The following is an 18,339-nucleotide window of genomic DNA, read 5'->3' as shown; positions in this document are numbered from 1 at the left end:
CTTTAGTGTAGAAATAACGTATTCAATCTGCGCCTTAGCAGACTTTCGGTCTCATTCATCAATTTTTCACCAATGTCATCGACATGTCTGTTTCTCCATGATTCCAAATCCGTGCCCTTTACCCAATGATTAAAAGCGCCTAAAGACGGGCCGCAATGAACTTGGAAATTCACCTTTTGTTCTTCCTGCCCTTCCAAAGCAAGCAGACATCCTCTCTGCAAATACCACTTAAATAGTAACAGCATCTTATATTTTTGATTGCGCTCAGCTTTTTGGGCCAGGTTCGGCTGTTTTTCTATTAAGCTTTCGTAGATTTCATCAACAGTCTTGTTAAAATAATCGTTTTCGAGCTGAATCTTTGTCTTTTCATCTATCTCACTCAAAGACTCATATTGTAGGTAGATTTGAAATAATTTATTTGCCCTGACCGGAAACAGCGTGCCCTTTTTCAGCACCTGCACCTTTGTTCCGAACTCAAACAGAGTCTCCGAAGGCGCATAAGCAGTATCGCATATTCCTGTCTCACTCAGCATTTCTTTAACAAAACCGCTTGTTTCGGCTTCAACTGTACATTGATTAATGGATCCCGTCATAATAAAATCAGCGCCCATTAAAAAAGCAGACGCGGCAGACTCGGGAGTCCCGATTCCTCCCGCAGCCCCGATCCTTATCTTCCTTGCGTATTTGTGTGTTTCCATCATTTCATCCCGCAGGTTAACAAAAAACGGCAGCATCGCTGTCAATGAGCCCTGTTCAGTATTACTTCCGCAATCTGCTTCAATAATGATATCGTCTGCTGCCGGAATACGGCTGAGCCACTCCGCCTGCTCTTCCGTCAGCATACCGTGCTGACACATTCTCTTTACGATACTTGGAGGAGGCGGACTCAGAAATGCGGCCGCAACTTCCGGCCGTGAAACTTTGGCAATGATCCGATTATGAGGTATGACCCTGCCGCTTTTGTCTATCTTCAACTGATGCGCTTTGTAATAAATTAATGGTGCGCTGACGGAAAAATACGAAGACGCTTCTATTACTCGTACGTCATGCTTGATATATAAATCTATCAATTCCTTTTCTCTATCTTGATGATCCGGCTCAAATCGCAGATTCATTCCGTAGGGCTGGCCATTTTTGAGTGTCTTCTTAATAGAAATAAGGGCCTGTTCAATTTCCCTTATAGGTAAACCCGCTGTCCCAAAGAACCCCAGCATTCCTTTCTTCCCGAGGCGGATCAGCATTTCAGCGGAAGAAATCCCCCTATGCATCGCACCTGCCAAATACGCGTATGTCAAACCGTAATCTTCTTTGAAAGATTGATCACCCAATCGGGACACCGGTGAAGCTGCACCGCTCTCTATATTTTCGGCCAAGAGGCTATGCTCTTTCCCGCTTTCCGAATTGTCCTTGTTCCCTTCAGAAAAAAAGAGACTGTCTTCCGGCGCACTGATAGTAAGCGGTTCCTCATCTCTTTGTATGGTTTGAATTAATTTAGTCAGAATGTTTCCAGGACCGATCTCTTCAAACAGAGTGACGCCTTGTCCCATTAGATACCTAATGCTTTCAGTCCATTTTACCGAGTTTGTTATTTGTTCAATTAAATTCCGTTTGATATCTTCTTGTTTATAAGGTCTTGCCGTATAGTTAGAAATGACCGGGAAATTCAATTCAGAAAAATGAAACTCCTCGATAAATTCCGCAAATTCACGCTGTGCACTTTCCATGAAACGAGAATGAAAAGCTCCGCCGACTTGCAATACGATATAAGCTTTCGCCCCTTCTTTTTCAAAAAAAGAGGCTGCCCGCTTTATCTCTTCTGCAGCCCCTGCTATCACAATTTGTGAAGATGTATTGTAATTGGCGATATCTATCTGGCCGAGTTCATACTTTTGAAGTATTTTTTTTATGTGATGCTCATCCAGTCCGATCACGGCAGCCATTCCGCCCTCGGAAGCCTCACTCATTAACTCGCCTCTTTTAGCAACCAGCCGGAGACCTGTTTCAAAATTAAAAACGCCGGCCGCAAAAAGCGCAGTATATTCACCCAGACTATGTCCTGCAACAGCATCAGGGCGTGTATGACCTTCTTTTAAACCCTTTAAATATTGCAGTGCGCTCACTGTATAAATTGCAGGCTGTGTATACTTCGTATCAGTCAGCCTTTCTTTTTCATCTGAAAGGCATAAATCCTTTATGGAGTATCCTAAAATATGATCTGCCTTTTTAATGAGCTCACTGAATTCATCGAATAAGTCTCTGCCCATTCCTTTAAACTGCGCTCCCTGTCCGGGAAAGACGTAAGCAAGCATTTGTTTTCCTCCTGTTCCGTATTTCTGCCGTTTCTTTTCGTTCCGATTTTGATTAACGTTTTTCACTTCAATTTTAAAATTGTCGTTTACTCTCAGCACCCTTACTTAATAAGCATTACTAAGAAAAATAAAAAAACCTTTATGCCGGATAAAGGTTTAAAAGCAAAAAGCATGTACAAATATCATATCGCCGTAAATATAAATAGATAGAATTTTCTGATAATTAAAATCGCATTTTCATTCTGTTTTATATATATCAATATAATAAAAACATTCCAACGTGCCGAAACAACGATTGGTTTTATGTGAATATTTCCCTAAATAAATACTATACCATGATTTACTTGTTGTCAATGGGAAACACACGTATATACCAATTCTTCAGCCGCCTTTTTACAGGCGGCTGAACTCGGTTGTTATCAGTTCATCAGCCCATGCCGATATGCCTTCACTATACTATTTGCGGAATAATAGTTCTTTCTCTTTGTTGTAGTCTTTAGTAAATTGATTGAACTCATCTGCTTGTTTATGCACCTTTTCGTAAACTGAGTTTACTTTGCTGATTTGCTCTTCCAGCTGCGCTAATGTGAGCTTTTTATCTTTAATCAGTTTATAAAGGTCCTTATCAAGTGAAATGGCTTTTTCGTACTTTTTGTACAAAAGATCATAAGATGCATACCTTTTCTCCATTAAAGCGACAGCATGCCCGGCTTTTTCTTTTACTTTCTTATCCTTTATTTCTTGAGAAGTTTTTTTTGCGGATTCAAACGCTTTTTTTGAATCATCAATACTGTCTTTTTCTGCTTTCAGATGTTTTTTTCGCTGATTTGCATTGCTCAGAGCCTGATCAGACAGTGTGACAATTTTCTGGTAATCATCCATATTCAGTTTAACCGCGCTGTCGTATAGCTTATGCTCTTTTTTCTCCAATTTTTCTAATGTTTTCTGCTCTTTTTGAAACGGTTTTTCCGCTTGAACGGCTTTTTCCATCGAGTCATGAAGCGATTCAACCGGATCTTTTCCCCCGCAGCCGGCAAGAAGCATACTTGCGGCGCCGAGCGCTCCGATTCCTGCTAATACCTTTTTTTGAATCATATTCACTTAAAATCCCCCAATCTTGACAATTTCCACTATAGAAGCCCGAACGCTTTTTGACAATAGCTGAGCTGTAATTGGCATGACCGTGTAAAGACGCTTACGGTGCTTTCAAAGAATACTTGCGTAAAAAATTGAGAAAACAGGGCGGATGACCATACATCTTTTTGGCTTTTACATAGTTTATAGTAGACGCCGGCCCTGCTGACAGAGGGTCAGCGTAATTAAAAGAGGAGGTTTTTTTATGTACGGATATGGATTTGGCGGCGGATTTGGCGGCGGTTGTTGCGGCGGCGGATATGGTTATGGCGGCGGTTACGGTTACGGCTGCGGCGGCGGATACGGCCGCACATTCGCATTAATCGTCGTATTGTTTATCTTATTAATCATCGTCGGTGCCGCTTATTTAGGCTGCGGCTGCTGACATTATACACCATGACATCGGCCGGCCTGCTATGGCCGGCCAATTGTTTCATTGCGCCGCGATAAAGAAATTCGCTATAATTTACATATTAAGCTTTAGGAGTGAAGTTTCTTGATTACTATGGAAAATATTGTACGAGACGGACATCCCGTGCTCAGAGAGATCGCTGAAGAGGTACAGCTTCCCGCTTCTGACGAAGAAAAACAGCATCTTGCTGATATGATTGAGTTTGTGAAAAACAGCCAAAATCCTGAATTAGCCGAGAAATACAAGCTTCGTCCGGGCGTCGGTCTTGCCGCTCCCCAAACAGACGTAAAAAAACGGATGATCGCCGTCCATGCAGAAGATGCGAAAGGCACTTTATACAGCTATGCTCTTTTTAACCCTAAGATCGTCAGCCACTCAGTGGAAAAAAGCTACTTGACGAGCGGAGAAGGCTGCCTGTCGGTAGACGAACCCATTCCCGGCTATGTGCCGCGCTACGCCCGCATCCGCGTAAAGGCGGTGACGCTTGAAGGAGAACAGATTGACATCCGCCTCAAAGGTTTTCCGGCCATCGTGTTTCAGCACGAAATCGATCATCTGAACGGCGTGATGTTTTACGACCATATTGATAAAGAAAATCCGTTCAAAGAACCTGAAAACGCCATTGCCATTGACCGTTAAAAATAACCGGCACTTCCCAAAGTGCCGGTTTTCTTTATTTCAAAAGGCCCAGTTCTTTGACGGCCCAGCTGATTCCTTCCTCATCCACCGGCTTTGTGACGAAATCGGCGGCAGCTTTTAATTCCGGAACCGCATTTCCCATCGCCACCCCGGTGCCGACAAAACGGATCATCTCAAGATCATTTAGTCCGTCGCCGAATGCATAAGTGTCACTTACGCCGTACGGAAGCCGCTCAAGCACTCTTTTAATGCCTTCCGCTTTTGAACCGCCTTTCGGAAGCACATCCGTTGACAATTCATGCCAGCGGACGTAATCAAACTCCGGAAAAGCGGCATATGCTTTTTCTTCATGTCCGCGGCAGAATAAAAGCAGCTGATAAATTTCTTTTCCTTTATAAAATGTTTCATCAACTTCGGGATAAGGCGCTTTCAGACTGCCGATTCCTTCCGAGACGTGCGGATGTCCGGGGACGGTCGTTTTCATCGTGTCTTCCGCCATAAATACGACGGGGTGCTCCCCTTCTGCCGCCTGCTTTAATAAACGCGCAACCGCATCTTCAGGAAGCGGATTTTTATAAATGACCTCACCTTCAAATACGACATACTGGCCGTTGTATGAAATAAATGATTCAATCTCAAGCTCTTCCAGAATCGGTTTTACCATAAACGGGGACCTTCCGCTGGCGATAAAAACGTGATGGCCAGCCTCTTTAAGCGCCTTCACGGCGTTTCTTGCGCTATCGGGAATATGTTTATCATGGTCATAGATCGTGCCGTCAATATCAAAAAAGATCAGTTTTGGATTCATGTCAATTTCTCCTTTTTCCCGTTTATCAGTCGTGTCTTTTTCAATATCATCATACAGAAAGTTTTTCTTCCGGAAAACCGCCTTGATGAAATTCCAGTTTTACCCACGAAAACAAATTCATTTTTTCCGCATACTACTGCTATAAAGGGCTTTAAAGGAGGTATACGATGCTGCGCCGATTACGGAAGAAACTCAGAAGACAGTGGGGCGGAATGCTCCGGAAAAAAGTCATCGCGTAGAAGGGATCTTTCGTTTTTTGAAAGTCCCTTTTTTGCTCGAGACTTTCCTTATAATCCGTTTTCGAATATAATAGAATAAGCGAGTCTAACATACGGCATTTAAGGAGAGATTTGGATGATTTATAAGGTATTTTATCAAGAGAAGGCTGACGAAGTACCTGTTCGGGAAAAAACAGATTCACTTTACATTGAGGGCGTTTCAGAACGGGACGTCAGAACGAAACTGAAAGATCAGAAATACAACATTGAATTTGTTCAGCCTGTGGACGGTGCTTTTTTAGAATATGAGAAGCAGAGCGAAAATTTTAAAGTATTGGAGTTATGAGCGGAATGAAATTTGTAAAAAATGACCAGACTGCCGTTTTCGCCCTCGGCGGATTGGGCGAGATCGGGAAAAATACGTACGGGGTGCAGTTTCAGGATGAAATTGTACTGATTGATGCGGGAATCAAGTTCCCGGAAGATGAACTTCTCGGCATTGATTACGTAATCCCCGATTACACGTATTTAGTAAAAAATGAAGATAAAATTAAAGGTCTGTTTATCACCCACGGTCACGAAGACCATATCGGCGGTATTCCGTACCTGCTCAGACAAGTAAATATTCCCGTTTACGGCGGTAAACTCGCGATCGGCTTACTTCGGAATAAACTTGAAGAGCACGGGCTGTTAAGACAGACCAAATTAAACATCATCGGTGAAGACGACATCGTGAAGTTCCGCAAGACGTCAGTATCCTTCTTCAGAACGACACACAGCATTCCGGATTCATACGGAATCGTCGTCAAAACACCGCCGGGCAATATCGTACATACCGGGGACTTTAAGTTCGATTTCACACCGGTAGGCGAACCGGCAAACTTGACAAAGATGGCTGAAATCGGGAAAGAAGGCGTTCTGTGCCTGCTTTCTGACAGTACAAACAGTGAGGTTCCTGATTTCACCATGTCAGAACGCCGCGTAGGCGAAAGCATTCACGATATTTTCCGAAAAGTGGACGGCAGAATTATATTTGCGACATTCGCTTCGAATATACACCGTCTTCAGCAGGTGATTGAAGCAGCCGTTTTAAACGGCAGAAAAGTTGCTGTATTCGGACGCAGTATGGAATCGGCTATTGAAATCGGACAAAATCTCGGTTACATTACCTGTCCTAAAAATACGTTTATTGAGCATAACGAAATCAATCGTATGCCTGCCAATAAGGTAACGATTTTATGTACGGGAAGCCAAGGTGAACCGATGGCGGCGTTATCACGCATCGCTAACGGGACGCACCGGCAGATTTCCATTAATCCCGGAGATACGGTCGTCTTTTCTTCCTCTCCGATTCCCGGAAACACAATCAGCGTAAGCCGCACCATCAACCAGCTGTACCGTGCGGGCGCAGAAGTCATTCACGGTTCATTGAATGACATTCATACATCCGGACACGGCGGACAGGAAGAGCAGAAATTAATGCTCCGCCTGATCAAACCGAAGTTCTTTATGCCGATTCACGGTGAGTACAGAATGCAGAAAATGCACGTCAAACTCGCGACTGATTGCGGCATACCTGAAGAAAACTGCTTTATCATGGATAATGGCGAAGTGCTGGCCCTCAAAGGCGAAGAAGCCGCTGTGGCAGGCAAAATTCCGTCCGGCTCCGTTTACATTGACGGAAGCGGAATCGGTGATATCGGCAATATCGTGCTCCGCGACCGCCGCATTCTTTCAGAAGAAGGCCTTGTTATCGTTGTTGTCAGCATCAATATGGATGACTTTAAGGTTTCGGCGGGGCCTGATTTAATCTCAAGAGGTTTTGTATACATGAGAGAATCCGGTGATTTGATCAATGACGCGCAGCAGCTGATTTCGAACCATTTGGAGAAAGTTATGGATCGGAAAACAACGCAGTGGTCCGAAATTAAAAACGAAATTACCGATACACTTGCTCCGTTCCTATACGAAAAAACAAAACGCCGCCCGATGATCCTTCCGATCATTATGGAGGTCTAAAAAAAACTGCACTCGTAATGAGTGCAGTTTTTTTATTGCAGCGGAATATGCTGAAAGGCTTTGACATCAAACAGACCGGCTGCTGTCATTTTAATATCCGGAATCACCGGAAGCGCTAAAAACGATAATGTGAGAAACGGATTGAAATCACCGGTGAATCCGAGCAGAGGAAGCTTTTCATGAAGCACGCCCAAGCTGTCATTGACCCATTCCGCCGACTTATCAGACAAAAGCCCGGCGATCGGAAGCGGAACGGAGTGAAGCAATTCTCCGTTTTTCACGGCTGTTAATCCTCCTCCGGTGTCACGGAGCTTGTTGATTGCTTTTGCCAAATCGGCATCGTTTGTACCGACGGCGATGATATTATGGGAATCGTGAGAAATGGTTGTGGCGATGGCGCCTTCTTTTAACCCGAACCCTTGTACAATCCCGAGTCCTATCATTTTTTCGCCGCTGTGCCGCTCTGTGACGGCGATTTTTAATAAATCATTTTCTGTATCAGGACAAAACGCGTCAGCAGACGGTGCAGGCACTTCTTTTTTTCTCGTCTCCAAATGATTCGGTATCATTTCGATTACATTCATTTTCTTGCCCTCTTGAATCGGTATATGAAAATCCGATTCAGTCAGCGGCGCTTTCAGCCGCACTGTATCCAACAGCGCCTGGTCCGGCGAATAGGAACCGGCAGACTGTTCATAAACCGTGCGTCCGTTCTCGGCAACGGTCCGGCCGGCGACCATGGTCTTCGTGACGGCAGCCTCCCGTACATCTGAAATGAACAGCAGATCTGCGTCAAAACCCGGCGCTACCGCCCCTTTTGTTTCAAGACCGTAGCACTCAGCCGCATTTAAACTGGCGAGTTGATACGCAAGGAATGGATCAAGTCCCGCCTTTATCGCCATTTTGACTTGGTGGTTCACACTTCCTTCTGAAAGCAGATCATCTACATGCTTATCATCCGTGCAAAAGAAAAAGCGCCGCGCGTTTTTTTCATTCACCGCCGGCAGCACATTGAGCGTATTTTTTGCCACCGATCCTTCGCGCAGCATGACGTACATTCCCCGTCTGATTCTGTCCAGCGCTTCTTCTTTTGTCGTCACTTCATGATCATTTGACACCATTGCGGTTCTGTATATATTGATGATATCTGAAGACAGTCCGGCTAAATGCCCGTCGATCCGTTTTCCGTGACGCTTGGCATCAAGCAGTTTCTGAAGCATATCCTCTTCACCTTCCGCAACAGATACATAATCCATTACTTCCGCAAGCCCGAGCACCTCTTTCTCCTGATAAAAAGGCTTTAAATCCTCGGCTTTTAATACGGCTCCTGAGCGTTCAAAGCTAGCGGCGGGAACACAGGAAGGAAGCATGAAACGGATGTTCAGCGGCGCCTTTTTCGCCTGCTCTATCATAAAAGAAATGCCTTTTGCTCCGGAAACGTTCGCAATTTCGTGAGGATCAGTAATGACAGTAGTCACTCCGTGTGGGAGGACGGCTTTAGCAAATTCAATCGGAGTAACCATAGAGGACTCGATATGAACATGTCCGTCAATAAACCCCGGAACGATCATTTGACCTTCTGCATCAATGACTTCTTCCCCTTCATATTCGCCCAGCCCGACGATCACTCCGCCCGTAATGGCGATATCTGCAGAAATCCATTCCTGGTTAAATACATCCATGATTTTTCCGTTTTTAATGACGGTATCGGCTTTTTGTCTGCCGGCTGATACATTCAGCCGTTCAGCCAGTGTTTCTTTGTTCAAAATGAGGCCTCCTCTTTTTCTTTATATGGTACAATATGCTATCGGATCGCCTGATCATAGTCAATAAAAATTGCAGAATATACCGCTTACATGATAAATGTCTTTCTATTCTGACATAATAAAAGACCGTCCTTTTACGGACGGCTTTTCACTTTGTGTGAAGCACTCTTTTTTCAAATCGGGAAATGTCCGTAAGAGAGCCGATAACGATGAGAATATCTTCTTTTTGGATCATTTCAGTCGCCAGCGGAGATACGATCACTTCTTTTTCTCTCTTGATGGCCACGATATTAATGCCGTACTTCGCCCGGATGTCCAGATCAAGCAGTGTGTTGCCCGCAAGCCTGCTGTTGGCCACGATCTCCACAATGCTGTGTTCGTCGGACAGCTCCAAATAATCAAGCACATTATTTGATACGATGTTGTGGGCGATGCGTTTTGCCATGTCACGTTCAGGGTGGACGATGTGGTCGGCCCCGATTTTCGCAAGCACTTTCTCATGATAATCGTTCTGCGCTTTAACCGTGATCGTGTTCACGCCGAGTTCCTTTAAGATCAGCGTCGTTAAAATGCTCGCCTGTATATTTTCGCCGATTGCCACAATGACGTGGTCAAAGTTGCGCAGCCCTAAGTTTTTCAGCACTGATTCATCGGTTGAATCGCCGATGACCGCGTGTGATGCGATTTTGGCGTATTCATTTACTTTATCTTCATCAATATCCATCGCCATGACCTCAAGGCCTTCTTCACTTAATGCTTTGCAAATACTTCCGCCGAAGCGTCCGAGACCGATAACGGCAAACTCTTTTCTCATAACAGTACTCCTTTAAACAATATCTCTAATAGGAATAGTATCACATTTTCGGCAATGAGTTCATATAGCGTTTAAGCTTTTCTGAAAAGGCCGGCGATAAATACAAATCCGCTCCGCGTTCGATTTCTTCCTGATAGTGACCCGGAGGCGCAATTTCCTCAGCTTTATCAAGAACGAGAAATGTCAGGACGCCTCTGTATACACGGCCGCCGGCACACACTTCTATGAACGCGGGACGGTATGTGTGGTTATCAACACCTTCTCTTTTGTACAGATAGGTTGCCGCTTCAAACGGGAGCTTGTACAGCACGCCTTCAGTTCGTCCCCCGTCTTCAACAAGATCGGCTCTGGAACCGTCAGGACGCCTTAATGTGAATCTCGTCGAATACCCTTCAACAACCGCCCCTCCGACCGGCTCGGCAAAAAAGTGGTCGACCCCCGCCTGTTTAAACCGGGCATTGTCCATACAGGAGCCGTATGCGAAATAATAAACCGGACTGTCATCCTCCCGTTTCATAAAACGGTATTCTTTCCAGTCTCCGCTCTTGATACGGCTGAATGAGGCACACTGGTCGGGCTTTACGACATATGCGAAGGCGGTTTTATTCCCGGCATCCGTCGTCACGGCAACCTCTTTTCGATCAAAATCAGCATAATACGCATCCAGCTTACGGATCATCTGATGATCTGTTTCATACAATTCCCCGTACACAAAAGCTGTTTCTGCTAAAGACGCCGCAGGCTGACCTTTATCCGTTTCGTACAGCACGCCGTTTATCGCAGCCTGCTCGCACACACACGGAGCGCCTTTCAGCAGTTCATGATTTTCTTCACGCTTCCGTAACAAACCGTATACAAAAAGAAGCAAGTTATTTTTCCTCCTTTTGGACAGCAGCCGCTTCTAACGGCAGAATCACCTGAAACGTACTGCCTTCTCCATTTTTGCTCTTAATGTTAAGTTTACCATTATGCTCCTTCAGAATTCGTAAACAAATCGGAAGACCGAGACCCGTTCCCTGATCTTTTGTTGAGAAAAACGGTTTCCCGATGTTTTCAAGCTTTTCTTTCGACATGCCGTTTCCTTCATCCTGTATGCTGATCACCGCGTATTCTTCATCCCGTTTTGTATAAATATGAATATTCCCGCCGTCAGGCATCGCTTCAATCGCATTTTTAATAATATTGATAAATACCTGTTTCAGCTGGTTTTCGTCACCGTTGACCATACAGGACTCAGTCTGCCTGAAATCCTTCTCAATCACAGTGTTCGACAGCACCGCGTTCGTGTCAAGAAGCGTTGCCACCTGCCGTAAAATATGGTTGAGATGATGAGCGGTAAACGTCACGGTCTGCGGCTTGGCGAGCAGAAGGAGCTCCCCCAGCACAAGGTCAATCCTTTTAATCTCCGAAAAAATAATATCAAAATAATCCGTTCTTTCCGGATACTGGGCTTTCATCAGCTGGAGAAAGCCGCTGACTGATGTTAAAGGATTTCTTACTTCATGGGCGATTCCTGCCGCAAGCTCCCCGGCAATGGCCAGCTTTTGAGATTGCATGGCAAGGCGTTCGTTCGTTTCCAGAAGCTCGTCGACCGCTTTTTTCCGTTCACTGATATCAGACATCGTCCCCAGGCTTCCGACAAATTTCTGTCTGCGGTCATAATACAGCTTATAATGGACTTCTCCCCAAAAGATCGAGCCGTCTCTTTTAATATATTTGGCCGTAAACATTCCTGACGGGGACTGCTGCTTGATTTGGGAGATAATATAATCAATAATATGTTTTTCTTTTATAAAATAATCATTATACATCGTGCCCATACATTCGCTGATGGAGTGGCCCGTAATCGCCGTCCAGGCCTGATTCAAATATGTAATATTCCCTTGAGCATCCGTCTGAAAAACGATTTCCTGCAAATTGTCCATGATCCGGTTTTTCTCATCTGAAAGCGCCTTTGCTTTCTGCTCGCTGTCCTTCAGCTCCGTCAGCAGCTGCTTTTTATTATCCACATAATAAGCCAGCAGCCAGACGCTGATTAATGTGACGGCGGTAAAGGTGATGTCAACTGGCCAGTTAATCGGATTCCGTTCAATCATATAAAATAAATAATCCCAAAACATAATAAAAATCATTGCCAAGATTAAGGAAATGATACGCGCTTGATATTTTCCCATAGTCCCACCTGCCGCTAGCATTTCTACATATATTGTAACATTGTTGACTGCATTATTGACTAAAAAATGATAACTATTCCCAATTAATTGAGCAGGTTCGCTTACTTTTCCCGTGAGTTTTTGCACAAGTTCATAATAAAAGGACGGAATGATGCTCCGCCCTTTTTGCTGATTATGATCTATCTTTTAACGCTTCCTCGATTTCCTCAAGCAGCATTTTCGCTCCTTCAGGACTTAAAATAATTTTGCCGTTGCCGTACTCCTGATTTTCGGGAGTAATTTCCCCCGTCATTAAGCAAATGCCGTGCGGCTTGTATTTTTTCAAGACAATTTTGTCTCCGTCAACGAAAAATTCAATACTATCTTTAATAGCGATATCCAATGCTCTTCTCAATTCAATCGGCATGACAATACGCCCGAGTTCGTCTACTTTTCTTACTACACCAATTGATTTCATAGAAATCCCCTACTTCCTTTAATGTCTCTTCTTTATGTCCAAGGAAAATCCTTCATAAACGTAGACGAAAGGAACGGAGCAAAAGTTTCTCAGCATCCGGAACTGAATGTTTTTTTACAGAAGAAAATCCTTTTGAAATATGGGATACAGACTTTCCCTCCTTTTTTACAAAAACATTTCATTCCCGGCGGAAACCCCCAAAAATCGTGGTTTTTCTCAGAAACTTTAAATGTAGAATCAATTAAATCAGGATAGGGATTGGGTGAAAACATGTTTCAATCAACTGAGATCGGAATCGACTTAGGAACCGCTAATATACTTGTTTACAGTAAAAATAAAGGAATTATTTTAAACGAGCCTTCCGTTGTCGCTGTAGATACAACAACGAAAGCGGTGCTTGCCATCGGAACGGATGCCAAAAGCATGATCGGAAAGACGCCGGGGAAAATCGTCGCCGTTCGGCCGATGAAAGACGGTGTCATTGCTGATTATGATATGACAACTGACTTATTAAAACACATTATGAAAAAAGCCGGAAAAAAAATCGGAATGACTTTCCGCAAACCGAATGTCGTCGTCTGCACGCCTTCAGGCTCAACAGCCGTTGAACGACGCGCCATCAGTGACGCTGTCAAAAACTGCGGAGCGAAAAACGTTCACTTGATTGAAGAACCCGTAGCCGCTGCAATCGGGGCCGACCTCCCTGTTGACGAGCCGGTCGCAAACGTCGTCGTAGATATCGGCGGCGGTACGACTGAAGTCGCCATCATCTCATTCGGGGGCGTCGTATCCTGCCATTCGATCAGAATCGGCGGCGACCAGCTTGATGAAGATATCGCCTCGTTCGTCAGAAAAAAATACAACCTGCTGATCGGGGAACGTACGGCAGAACAAGTGAAAATGGAAATCGGATTTGCATTGATCGAACATGTGCCGGAAACGATGGAAATCCGCGGGCGTGACCTTGTAACCGGTCTGCCGAAGACAATCAGACTGCAGTCTAATGAAATTCAGCACGCGATGCGTGAGTCGCTCCTGCATATTCTTGAAGCGATCAGAGCGACACTTGAAGATTGTCCGCCGGAGCTCAGCGGTGATATCGTTGACCGCGGCGTCGTGTTAACCGGCGGAGGCTCCCTTTTAAACGGGATGAAAGAATGGCTGACAGATGAAATCGTCGTTCCCGTTCATTTGGCGGCGAATCCGCTTGAATCAGTGGCTATCGGCACGGGGCGTTCATTAGACGTCATCGACAAACTGCAAAAAGCGATTAAATAATAAGATTGTGCTTCTTTTTTCTCCGGCCGGCTCATATTGTGAGAACTGGAGAAACATTAAGGAGGAAGCATATGCTTAGAGATGTGGGAAGACGCGTAGCAGTAGCCGTCATTTTAAGCGGAATTATTTTGGGGGGTATGAGCATTTCACTGGCCAATATGCCCCATTCTCCGGCCGGCGGCGCCGTAAAACTGAATCACCCGTAAAGACGCAGCAAAAGCTGTGTCTTTTTCGTTTGTGCTCCTTTCTTTCCTTTATGAGGCGATATTTGATATGATGAGAAAAACCGATGAGGAGGAATGAACGATGAGTTCGTTTACTGAAAAGTTACATACATATGCTCAGTTGGCGGTAGAAGTCGGCGTCAATGTCCAAAAAGGACAGCATGTCGTAATCAATGCCTCAACTGATGTCCGGGAACTTGTCAGACTGCTTGCCAAACATTCTTATGAAAAAGGCGCTAAAAACGTCACCGTAAATTGGCAGGACGATGAACTGTCCAGATTAAAATACGAGATGGCACCTTTTGAAGCGTTTGAAGAGTATCCTGAATGGGAAGCAAAAGGAAAAGAAGAGCTCGCGAAAAAAGGGGCTGCGTTTATTTCTGTCGTCTCATCCGACCCCGACCTGTTAAAAGGCACTGACGGCAAACGGATTGCAGCGTTCCAAAAAGCCGCCGGAAAAGCATTGCATACATACAGACAATATATTCAATCAGATAAGGTCAGCTGGACGGTGATCGGAGCGGCTTCAACAGGCTGGGCGAAAAAAGTGTTCCCGGATCAGCCGGAAGAAACAGCCGTTCAGCTTTTATGGGAAGAAATTTTCAAAACGACCCGCGTAAATGAAGAAAACCCTGTGGAAGCATGGAAAAAACATGATCAAAACCTTCATGAAAAAGTGGAACACTTAAACAAAAAACATTACAGCGCCCTGCATTATCAGGCTGAAGGAACAGACTTAACCATTGAACTGCCGAAAAAACATGTATGGGCAGGCGCAGGAAGCGTGAATGAAAGCGGGCACGAATTCATGGCCAACATGCCGACAGAAGAGGTTTTTACCCTTCCGCAGCGTGACGGGGTGAACGGCACGGTTTCCAGCACGAAACCGCTGAGCTACGGCGGCAACATTATTGATAACTTCACTCTTACCTTTGAAAACGGCCGCATTGTCGATGTGAAAGCTGAAAAAGGCGAGGAGATTTTAAAAGGCATCGTCGAAACCGATGAAGGCTCACACTATCTCGGTGAAGTGGCCTTAGTGCCGTACGATTCACCGATTTCACAATCAAATATTTTATTTTACAACACACTGTACGATGAAAACGCCTCTAACCACTTGGCGATCGGCAGTGCGTATGCCTTTAATATTGAGGGCGGTAAACAAATGACACGGGAAGAGCTTGTCAAAGAGGGCTTAAATGAAAGCATTACACACGTAGATTTTATGGTCGGTTCCGAAGATATGAATATCGACGGCATTACTGCGGACGGCAAAAGAGAACCGATCTTCAGAAACGGAAACTGGGCATTTTAATAAAAAAAGGAGGCGATCAGGCCTCCTTTTTTTATTTCGCTTCATACATTTGCAAGTTGGCGCAGACGGTTTCCAAAACAGGTGTATCAACTGACAAGCCTTTCGCTTTCTCAAGCAAAAATCCGTGTAAATGATCACCTTCCGTCACCCTGCCCTTTTCCATATCTCTCAGCATCGACGATTTCATATAGTAAGACATGCTTGTCAATGTGCGATAACTCTCTTCTTCCAGACCAGGATCTTTCGGGATGCCGGCAGCCTTGAAAATGGCTCCGATTTCAGCAAAGAGGCGCTTTGCGGTGTTGCGGCCGCCTTCTGTTTCTAAAATCGGTCCGACCGGCTGTTGAAACAGAGTGGTCACTCCTGCCTGCGCGGCAATAAACATATATTTTTTCCAAATGTCCTTTTCAATATCCCGGCTGATGATGACATCCGCTTTCACACCTCCAAATGCGTTTTCCAGCTCGTTCATACGTTCTGTGCGTTCCCCGTTCCATTCACCGAAAACAAAGCGGTGGGCAGCGCTCGTATGAAGAATGCCCCCTTTGTCGTTAAGGGCGCTCTCAATAAAGCAGAGGCCGCCCAGCACCTGCCGTTTTGAAAAAGCTTCAAACAGCTGGTTATAGTGCCTGTATCCGTTTAAAAAAGGAATAATGACCGACGAAGGTTTGACAAACGGTTTGACATCCCGAATGACGTCCTGCAAAGAATACGCTTTTGAAGCGATGATAACCGCGTCAAATGCTCCTTCTTCGCCCGCCATGATTAATTTCGGCTTGATTGAAACATCACCTTTTTCACTTTTGACGGTCAATCCCGTCTCTTGTAATTGTTCCGCCCGTTTCTTGCGGACGAGAAACGTCACGTCATTTCCCTTTTCTGCAAGACGCGCGCCGATATATCCGCCCACTCCTCCAGCTCCGACAACTAAAAACTTCATGATGCATTCCTCCGTCTCTTTTCAAGTTATGTATTCATTTATTGTAACGGGAAGTCAGAAGATTGAAAACTTTTTTCATAAATAAAAAAGCAGAGTCTCCCCTGCTTCTTTATTACGCGTATAGCTCTTCAAGCTTTTTCTGCACATCTGCGTTTTCAAGAAATTCGTCATAAGACATTTGTTTGTCAACAATGCCTTTAGGCGTTAATTCAATGATGCGGTTGGCAATTGTCTGTACAAACTGATGGTCATGAGATGAAAACAGCATAGCGCCTTTAAAGCTGATTAAGCCGTTGTTAAGCGCCGTAATGGATTCCAAATCTAAGTGGTTTGTCGGTTCATCCAGAATTAAAATATTCGCGCCGGAAAGCATCGCTTTTGAAAGCATGCAGCGCACTTTTTCTCCTCCGGAAAGAACGTTTGATTTTTTGTTGACTTCTTCTCCTGAGAACAGCATGCGTCCTAAGAAACCGCGCAGAAAGCTTTCGCTTTGGTCATGCGGCGAGTACTGGCGGAGCCAGTCAACAAGGTTCGCATCGCTGCCGTCAAAATATTCGCTGTTGTCTTTAGGGAAGTACGCCTGAGAAGTGGTCACGCCCCATTTAAATGTGCCGCTGTCTGCTTCCATTTCCCCGGAAATGATTTTAAACAATGTCGTAACGGCAAGTTCGTTGCGGCCCGTAAAAGCGATTTTATCTTCTCTGTTCATAATAAAGCTGACGTTATCAAGCACCTTAACCCCGTCAATCGTTTTTGTTAAGCCTTCAACCCGCAGCACGTCATTTCCGATCTCACGTTCCGGCGTGAAATTGACATAAGGATAACGGCGTGATGACGGTTTGATATCATCAAGCGTGATTTTATCAAGGAGTTTCTTTCTTGATGTCGCCTGCTTTGATTTAGAGGCGTTGGCGCTGAATCTGGCCACGAACTCCTGAAGCTGTTTAATCTGCTCTTCTTTTTTCTTGTTGGCTTCCTGAGAAAGCTTTAAAGCAAGCTGGCTGGATTCATACCAGAAATCATAGTTGCCGACGTACACTTGAATTTTATTAAAATCAAGATCGGCGATGTGCGTGCACACTTTATTTAAAAAGTGACGGTCATGGGATACGACGATGACTGTGTTCTCAAAGTTGATTAAAAACTCTTCCAGCCACTGAATCGCTTTCAGATCCAAGTGGTTGGTCGGTTCATCAAGCAGCAGAACGTCCGGCTTGCCGAACAGCGCCTGTGCCAAAAGCACTTTCACCTTTTCTGAACCGCCTAAGTCAGCCATTTTCTTCGTATGCAGGTCTTCAGAGATGCCCAGGCCCTTTAACAAAATAGCGGCTTCACTTTCAGCTTCCCATCCGTTTAATTCTGCAAACTCTCCTTCAAGCTCAGCGGCGCGGATGCCGTCTTCATCTGAAAAATCAGGCTTCATATAAATCGCGTCTTTTTCCTGCATGACTTCGTATAAACGTTTATGTCCCATAATGACGACTTTCAGCACTTCGAAGTCTTCATATTCAAAGTGGTTCTGCTTCAGAATGGCAAGACGTTCGCCCGGGCTCATATGGACATCGCCGGTCTGCGGCTCCAGCTCACCGGATAAAATTTTCAAAAATGTTGATTTTCCGGCACCGTTTGCGCCTATTAATCCGTAGCAGTTGCCCGGCGTAAATTTAATATTGACATCTTCAAATAACTTGCGATCCGCAAAACGCAAGCTCACATTATTTACAGCAATCATTTAGAATCCTCCATCGTGTCTATCATCATTAAAAGTATACCATGAATAAAGGGGAAGAGAAATGTTTCCCTGCGAATATACGGGTTTGAAAAGATGCAGG

17 protein-coding genes are annotated in these 18,339 nt (G+C 44.8%); 7 read left to right on the top strand and 10 right to left on the bottom strand.

The genetic code is table 11. The features are described from left to right. Nucleotides 1-2: 2 nt before the first annotated feature. Together fabD and AC1RRX_RS06245 are read right to left on the bottom strand one after the other, a co-directional pair. The gene (gene fabD / locus AC1RRX_RS06250) at nucleotides 3-2,309 is read right to left on the bottom strand and encodes an ACP S-malonyltransferase (RefSeq protein WP_144463976.1); all 2,307 of its coding nucleotides are present in this window, start codon (nucleotides 2,307-2,309) and stop codon (nucleotides 3-5) included. Nucleotides 2,310-2,765: 456 nt separating this feature from the next. Further along, nucleotides 2,766-3,404 carry a YkyA family protein gene (locus tag AC1RRX_RS06245; protein WP_032865273.1) on the bottom strand — a complete coding sequence of 213 codons (639 nt, stop codon included), beginning with the start codon at nucleotides 3,402-3,404 and terminating at the stop codon, nucleotides 2,766-2,768. 244 nt (nucleotides 3,405-3,648) lie between these two features. Between AC1RRX_RS06245 and AC1RRX_RS06240 the strand changes: the two genes are divergently transcribed. Further along, on the top strand, nucleotides 3,649-3,828 hold the full coding sequence (locus tag AC1RRX_RS06240; RefSeq protein WP_007409651.1) for a YjcZ family sporulation protein: 180 nt from the start codon (nucleotides 3,649-3,651) through the stop codon (nucleotides 3,826-3,828). Nucleotides 3,829-3,939: 111 nt separating this feature from the next. Beyond that, complete coding sequence (def, locus tag AC1RRX_RS06235; protein ID WP_053573396.1) at nucleotides 3,940-4,494, top strand: peptide deformylase; 555 nt, start codon at nucleotides 3,940-3,942, stop codon at nucleotides 4,492-4,494. 34 nt (nucleotides 4,495-4,528) lie between these two features. Here the strand turns inward: def and AC1RRX_RS06230 are convergent, their stop codons facing one another. Continuing rightward, nucleotides 4,529-5,302 (bottom strand): Cof-type HAD-IIB family hydrolase, encoded by a 774-nt coding sequence (locus tag AC1RRX_RS06230; RefSeq protein WP_061581544.1) that lies wholly within the window; start codon nucleotides 5,300-5,302, stop codon nucleotides 4,529-4,531. A 354-nt stretch (nucleotides 5,303-5,656) separates the two neighbouring features. Here AC1RRX_RS06230 and AC1RRX_RS06225 point away from each other — a divergent pair, with 354 nt between their 5' ends. Together AC1RRX_RS06225 and rnjA are read left to right on the top strand one after the other, a co-directional pair. Continuing rightward, nucleotides 5,657-5,866, top strand: coding sequence for a DNA-dependent RNA polymerase subunit epsilon (locus AC1RRX_RS06225; protein ID WP_003154548.1), 210 nt, complete (start codon nucleotides 5,657-5,659; stop codon nucleotides 5,864-5,866). A gap of 5 nt (nucleotides 5,867-5,871) precedes the next feature. After that, complete coding sequence (gene rnjA, locus AC1RRX_RS06220; RefSeq protein WP_003154550.1) at nucleotides 5,872-7,539, top strand: ribonuclease J1; 1,668 nt, start codon at nucleotides 5,872-5,874, stop codon at nucleotides 7,537-7,539. A gap of 32 nt (nucleotides 7,540-7,571) precedes the next feature. Here the strand turns inward: rnjA and ade are convergent, their stop codons facing one another. The 5 genes from ade to abhA form a co-directional block, all read right to left on the bottom strand. Beyond that, a complete protein-coding gene (ade, locus tag AC1RRX_RS06215) occupies nucleotides 7,572-9,305 on the bottom strand; it encodes an adenine deaminase (RefSeq protein ID WP_094032406.1) in 1,734 nt (577 codons plus the stop codon). 148 nt (nucleotides 9,306-9,453) lie between these two features. After that, nucleotides 9,454-10,119, bottom strand: coding sequence for a Ktr system potassium transporter KtrC (gene ktrC, locus AC1RRX_RS06210; RefSeq protein ID WP_003154554.1), 666 nt, complete (start codon nucleotides 10,117-10,119; stop codon nucleotides 9,454-9,456). A 40-nt stretch (nucleotides 10,120-10,159) separates the two neighbouring features. Next, nucleotides 10,160-10,987, bottom strand: coding sequence for a gamma-glutamylcyclotransferase family protein (locus AC1RRX_RS06205; protein ID WP_015239773.1), 828 nt, complete (start codon nucleotides 10,985-10,987; stop codon nucleotides 10,160-10,162). 1 nt (nucleotide 10,988) lies between these two features. After that, nucleotides 10,989-12,293 (bottom strand): ATP-binding protein, encoded by a 1,305-nt coding sequence (locus AC1RRX_RS06200; RefSeq protein WP_064108138.1) that lies wholly within the window; start codon nucleotides 12,291-12,293, stop codon nucleotides 10,989-10,991. A gap of 172 nt (nucleotides 12,294-12,465) precedes the next feature. Continuing rightward, nucleotides 12,466-12,750 carry a transcriptional regulator AbhA gene (gene abhA, locus AC1RRX_RS06195; RefSeq protein ID WP_003154557.1) on the bottom strand — a complete coding sequence of 95 codons (285 nt, stop codon included), beginning with the start codon at nucleotides 12,748-12,750 and terminating at the stop codon, nucleotides 12,466-12,468. 270 nt (nucleotides 12,751-13,020) lie between these two features. Between abhA and mreBH the strand changes: the two genes are divergently transcribed. From mreBH to AC1RRX_RS06180, 3 genes are all read left to right on the top strand, one after another. Then, nucleotides 13,021-14,028, top strand: coding sequence for a cell shape-determining protein MreBH (gene mreBH, locus AC1RRX_RS06190; RefSeq protein WP_003154558.1), 1,008 nt, complete (start codon nucleotides 13,021-13,023; stop codon nucleotides 14,026-14,028). A 71-nt stretch (nucleotides 14,029-14,099) separates the two neighbouring features. After that, the gene (locus tag AC1RRX_RS06185; RefSeq protein ID WP_003154559.1) at nucleotides 14,100-14,234 is read left to right on the top strand and encodes a protein YkpC; all 135 of its coding nucleotides are present in this window, start codon (nucleotides 14,100-14,102) and stop codon (nucleotides 14,232-14,234) included. A gap of 100 nt (nucleotides 14,235-14,334) precedes the next feature. Next, nucleotides 14,335-15,567 (top strand): aminopeptidase, encoded by a 1,233-nt coding sequence (locus AC1RRX_RS06180; RefSeq protein WP_094032405.1) that lies wholly within the window; start codon nucleotides 14,335-14,337, stop codon nucleotides 15,565-15,567. A gap of 31 nt (nucleotides 15,568-15,598) precedes the next feature. Here AC1RRX_RS06180 and AC1RRX_RS06175 read toward each other — a convergent pair whose 3' ends face one another. Together AC1RRX_RS06175 and AC1RRX_RS06170 are read right to left on the bottom strand one after the other, a co-directional pair. Further along, entirely contained in the window at nucleotides 15,599-16,507 is a 909-nt protein-coding gene (locus tag AC1RRX_RS06175) for a ketopantoate reductase family protein (RefSeq protein WP_064115428.1), read from the bottom strand. Between the two features lie 112 nt (nucleotides 16,508-16,619). After that, nucleotides 16,620-18,239, bottom strand: coding sequence for an ABC-F family ATP-binding cassette domain-containing protein (locus AC1RRX_RS06170; RefSeq protein WP_007409642.1), 1,620 nt, complete (start codon nucleotides 18,237-18,239; stop codon nucleotides 16,620-16,622). Nucleotides 18,240-18,339: the final 100 nt, after the last annotated feature.

The sequence above is a fragment of the Bacillus sp. GW821-FHT11D08 genome (assembly GCF_058808515.1).
This window is presented reverse-complemented; position numbering and strand designations above follow the sequence as displayed.

Excerpts from the sequence above, each read along its gene's own strand:
- AC1RRX_RS06185 (WP_003154559.1), top strand. The coding sequence starts at position 14,100 with ATGCTTAGAGATGTGGGAAGACGCGTAGCAGTAGCCGTCATTTTAAGC.
- AC1RRX_RS06180 (WP_094032405.1), top strand. The coding sequence starts at position 14,335 with ATGAGTTCGTTTACTGAAAAGTTACATACATATGCTCAGTTGGCGGTA.
- rnjA (WP_003154550.1), top strand. The coding sequence starts at position 5,872 with ATGAAATTTGTAAAAAATGACCAGACTGCCGTTTTCGCCCTCGGCGGA.
- fabD (WP_144463976.1), bottom strand. The coding sequence starts at position 2,309 with ATGCTTGCTTACGTCTTTCCCGGACAGGGAGCGCAGTTTAAAGGAATG.
- AC1RRX_RS06230 (WP_061581544.1), bottom strand. The coding sequence starts at position 5,302 with ATGAATCCAAAACTGATCTTTTTTGATATTGACGGCACGATCTATGAC.
- AC1RRX_RS06170 (WP_007409642.1), bottom strand. The coding sequence starts at position 18,239 with ATGATTGCTGTAAATAATGTGAGCTTGCGTTTTGCGGATCGCAAGTTA.
- abhA (WP_003154557.1), bottom strand. The coding sequence starts at position 12,750 with ATGAAATCAATTGGTGTAGTAAGAAAAGTAGACGAACTCGGGCGTATT.
- mreBH (WP_003154558.1), top strand. The coding sequence starts at position 13,021 with ATGTTTCAATCAACTGAGATCGGAATCGACTTAGGAACCGCTAATATA.
- AC1RRX_RS06245 (WP_032865273.1), bottom strand. The coding sequence starts at position 3,404 with ATGATTCAAAAAAAGGTATTAGCAGGAATCGGAGCGCTCGGCGCCGCA.
- AC1RRX_RS06240 (WP_007409651.1), top strand. The coding sequence starts at position 3,649 with ATGTACGGATATGGATTTGGCGGCGGATTTGGCGGCGGTTGTTGCGGC.
- AC1RRX_RS06225 (WP_003154548.1), top strand. The coding sequence starts at position 5,657 with ATGATTTATAAGGTATTTTATCAAGAGAAGGCTGACGAAGTACCTGTT.
- AC1RRX_RS06175 (WP_064115428.1), bottom strand. The coding sequence starts at position 16,507 with ATGAAGTTTTTAGTTGTCGGAGCTGGAGGAGTGGGCGGATATATCGGC.
- ktrC (WP_003154554.1), bottom strand. The coding sequence starts at position 10,119 with ATGAGAAAAGAGTTTGCCGTTATCGGTCTCGGACGCTTCGGCGGAAGT.
- AC1RRX_RS06200 (WP_064108138.1), bottom strand. The coding sequence starts at position 12,293 with ATGGGAAAATATCAAGCGCGTATCATTTCCTTAATCTTGGCAATGATT.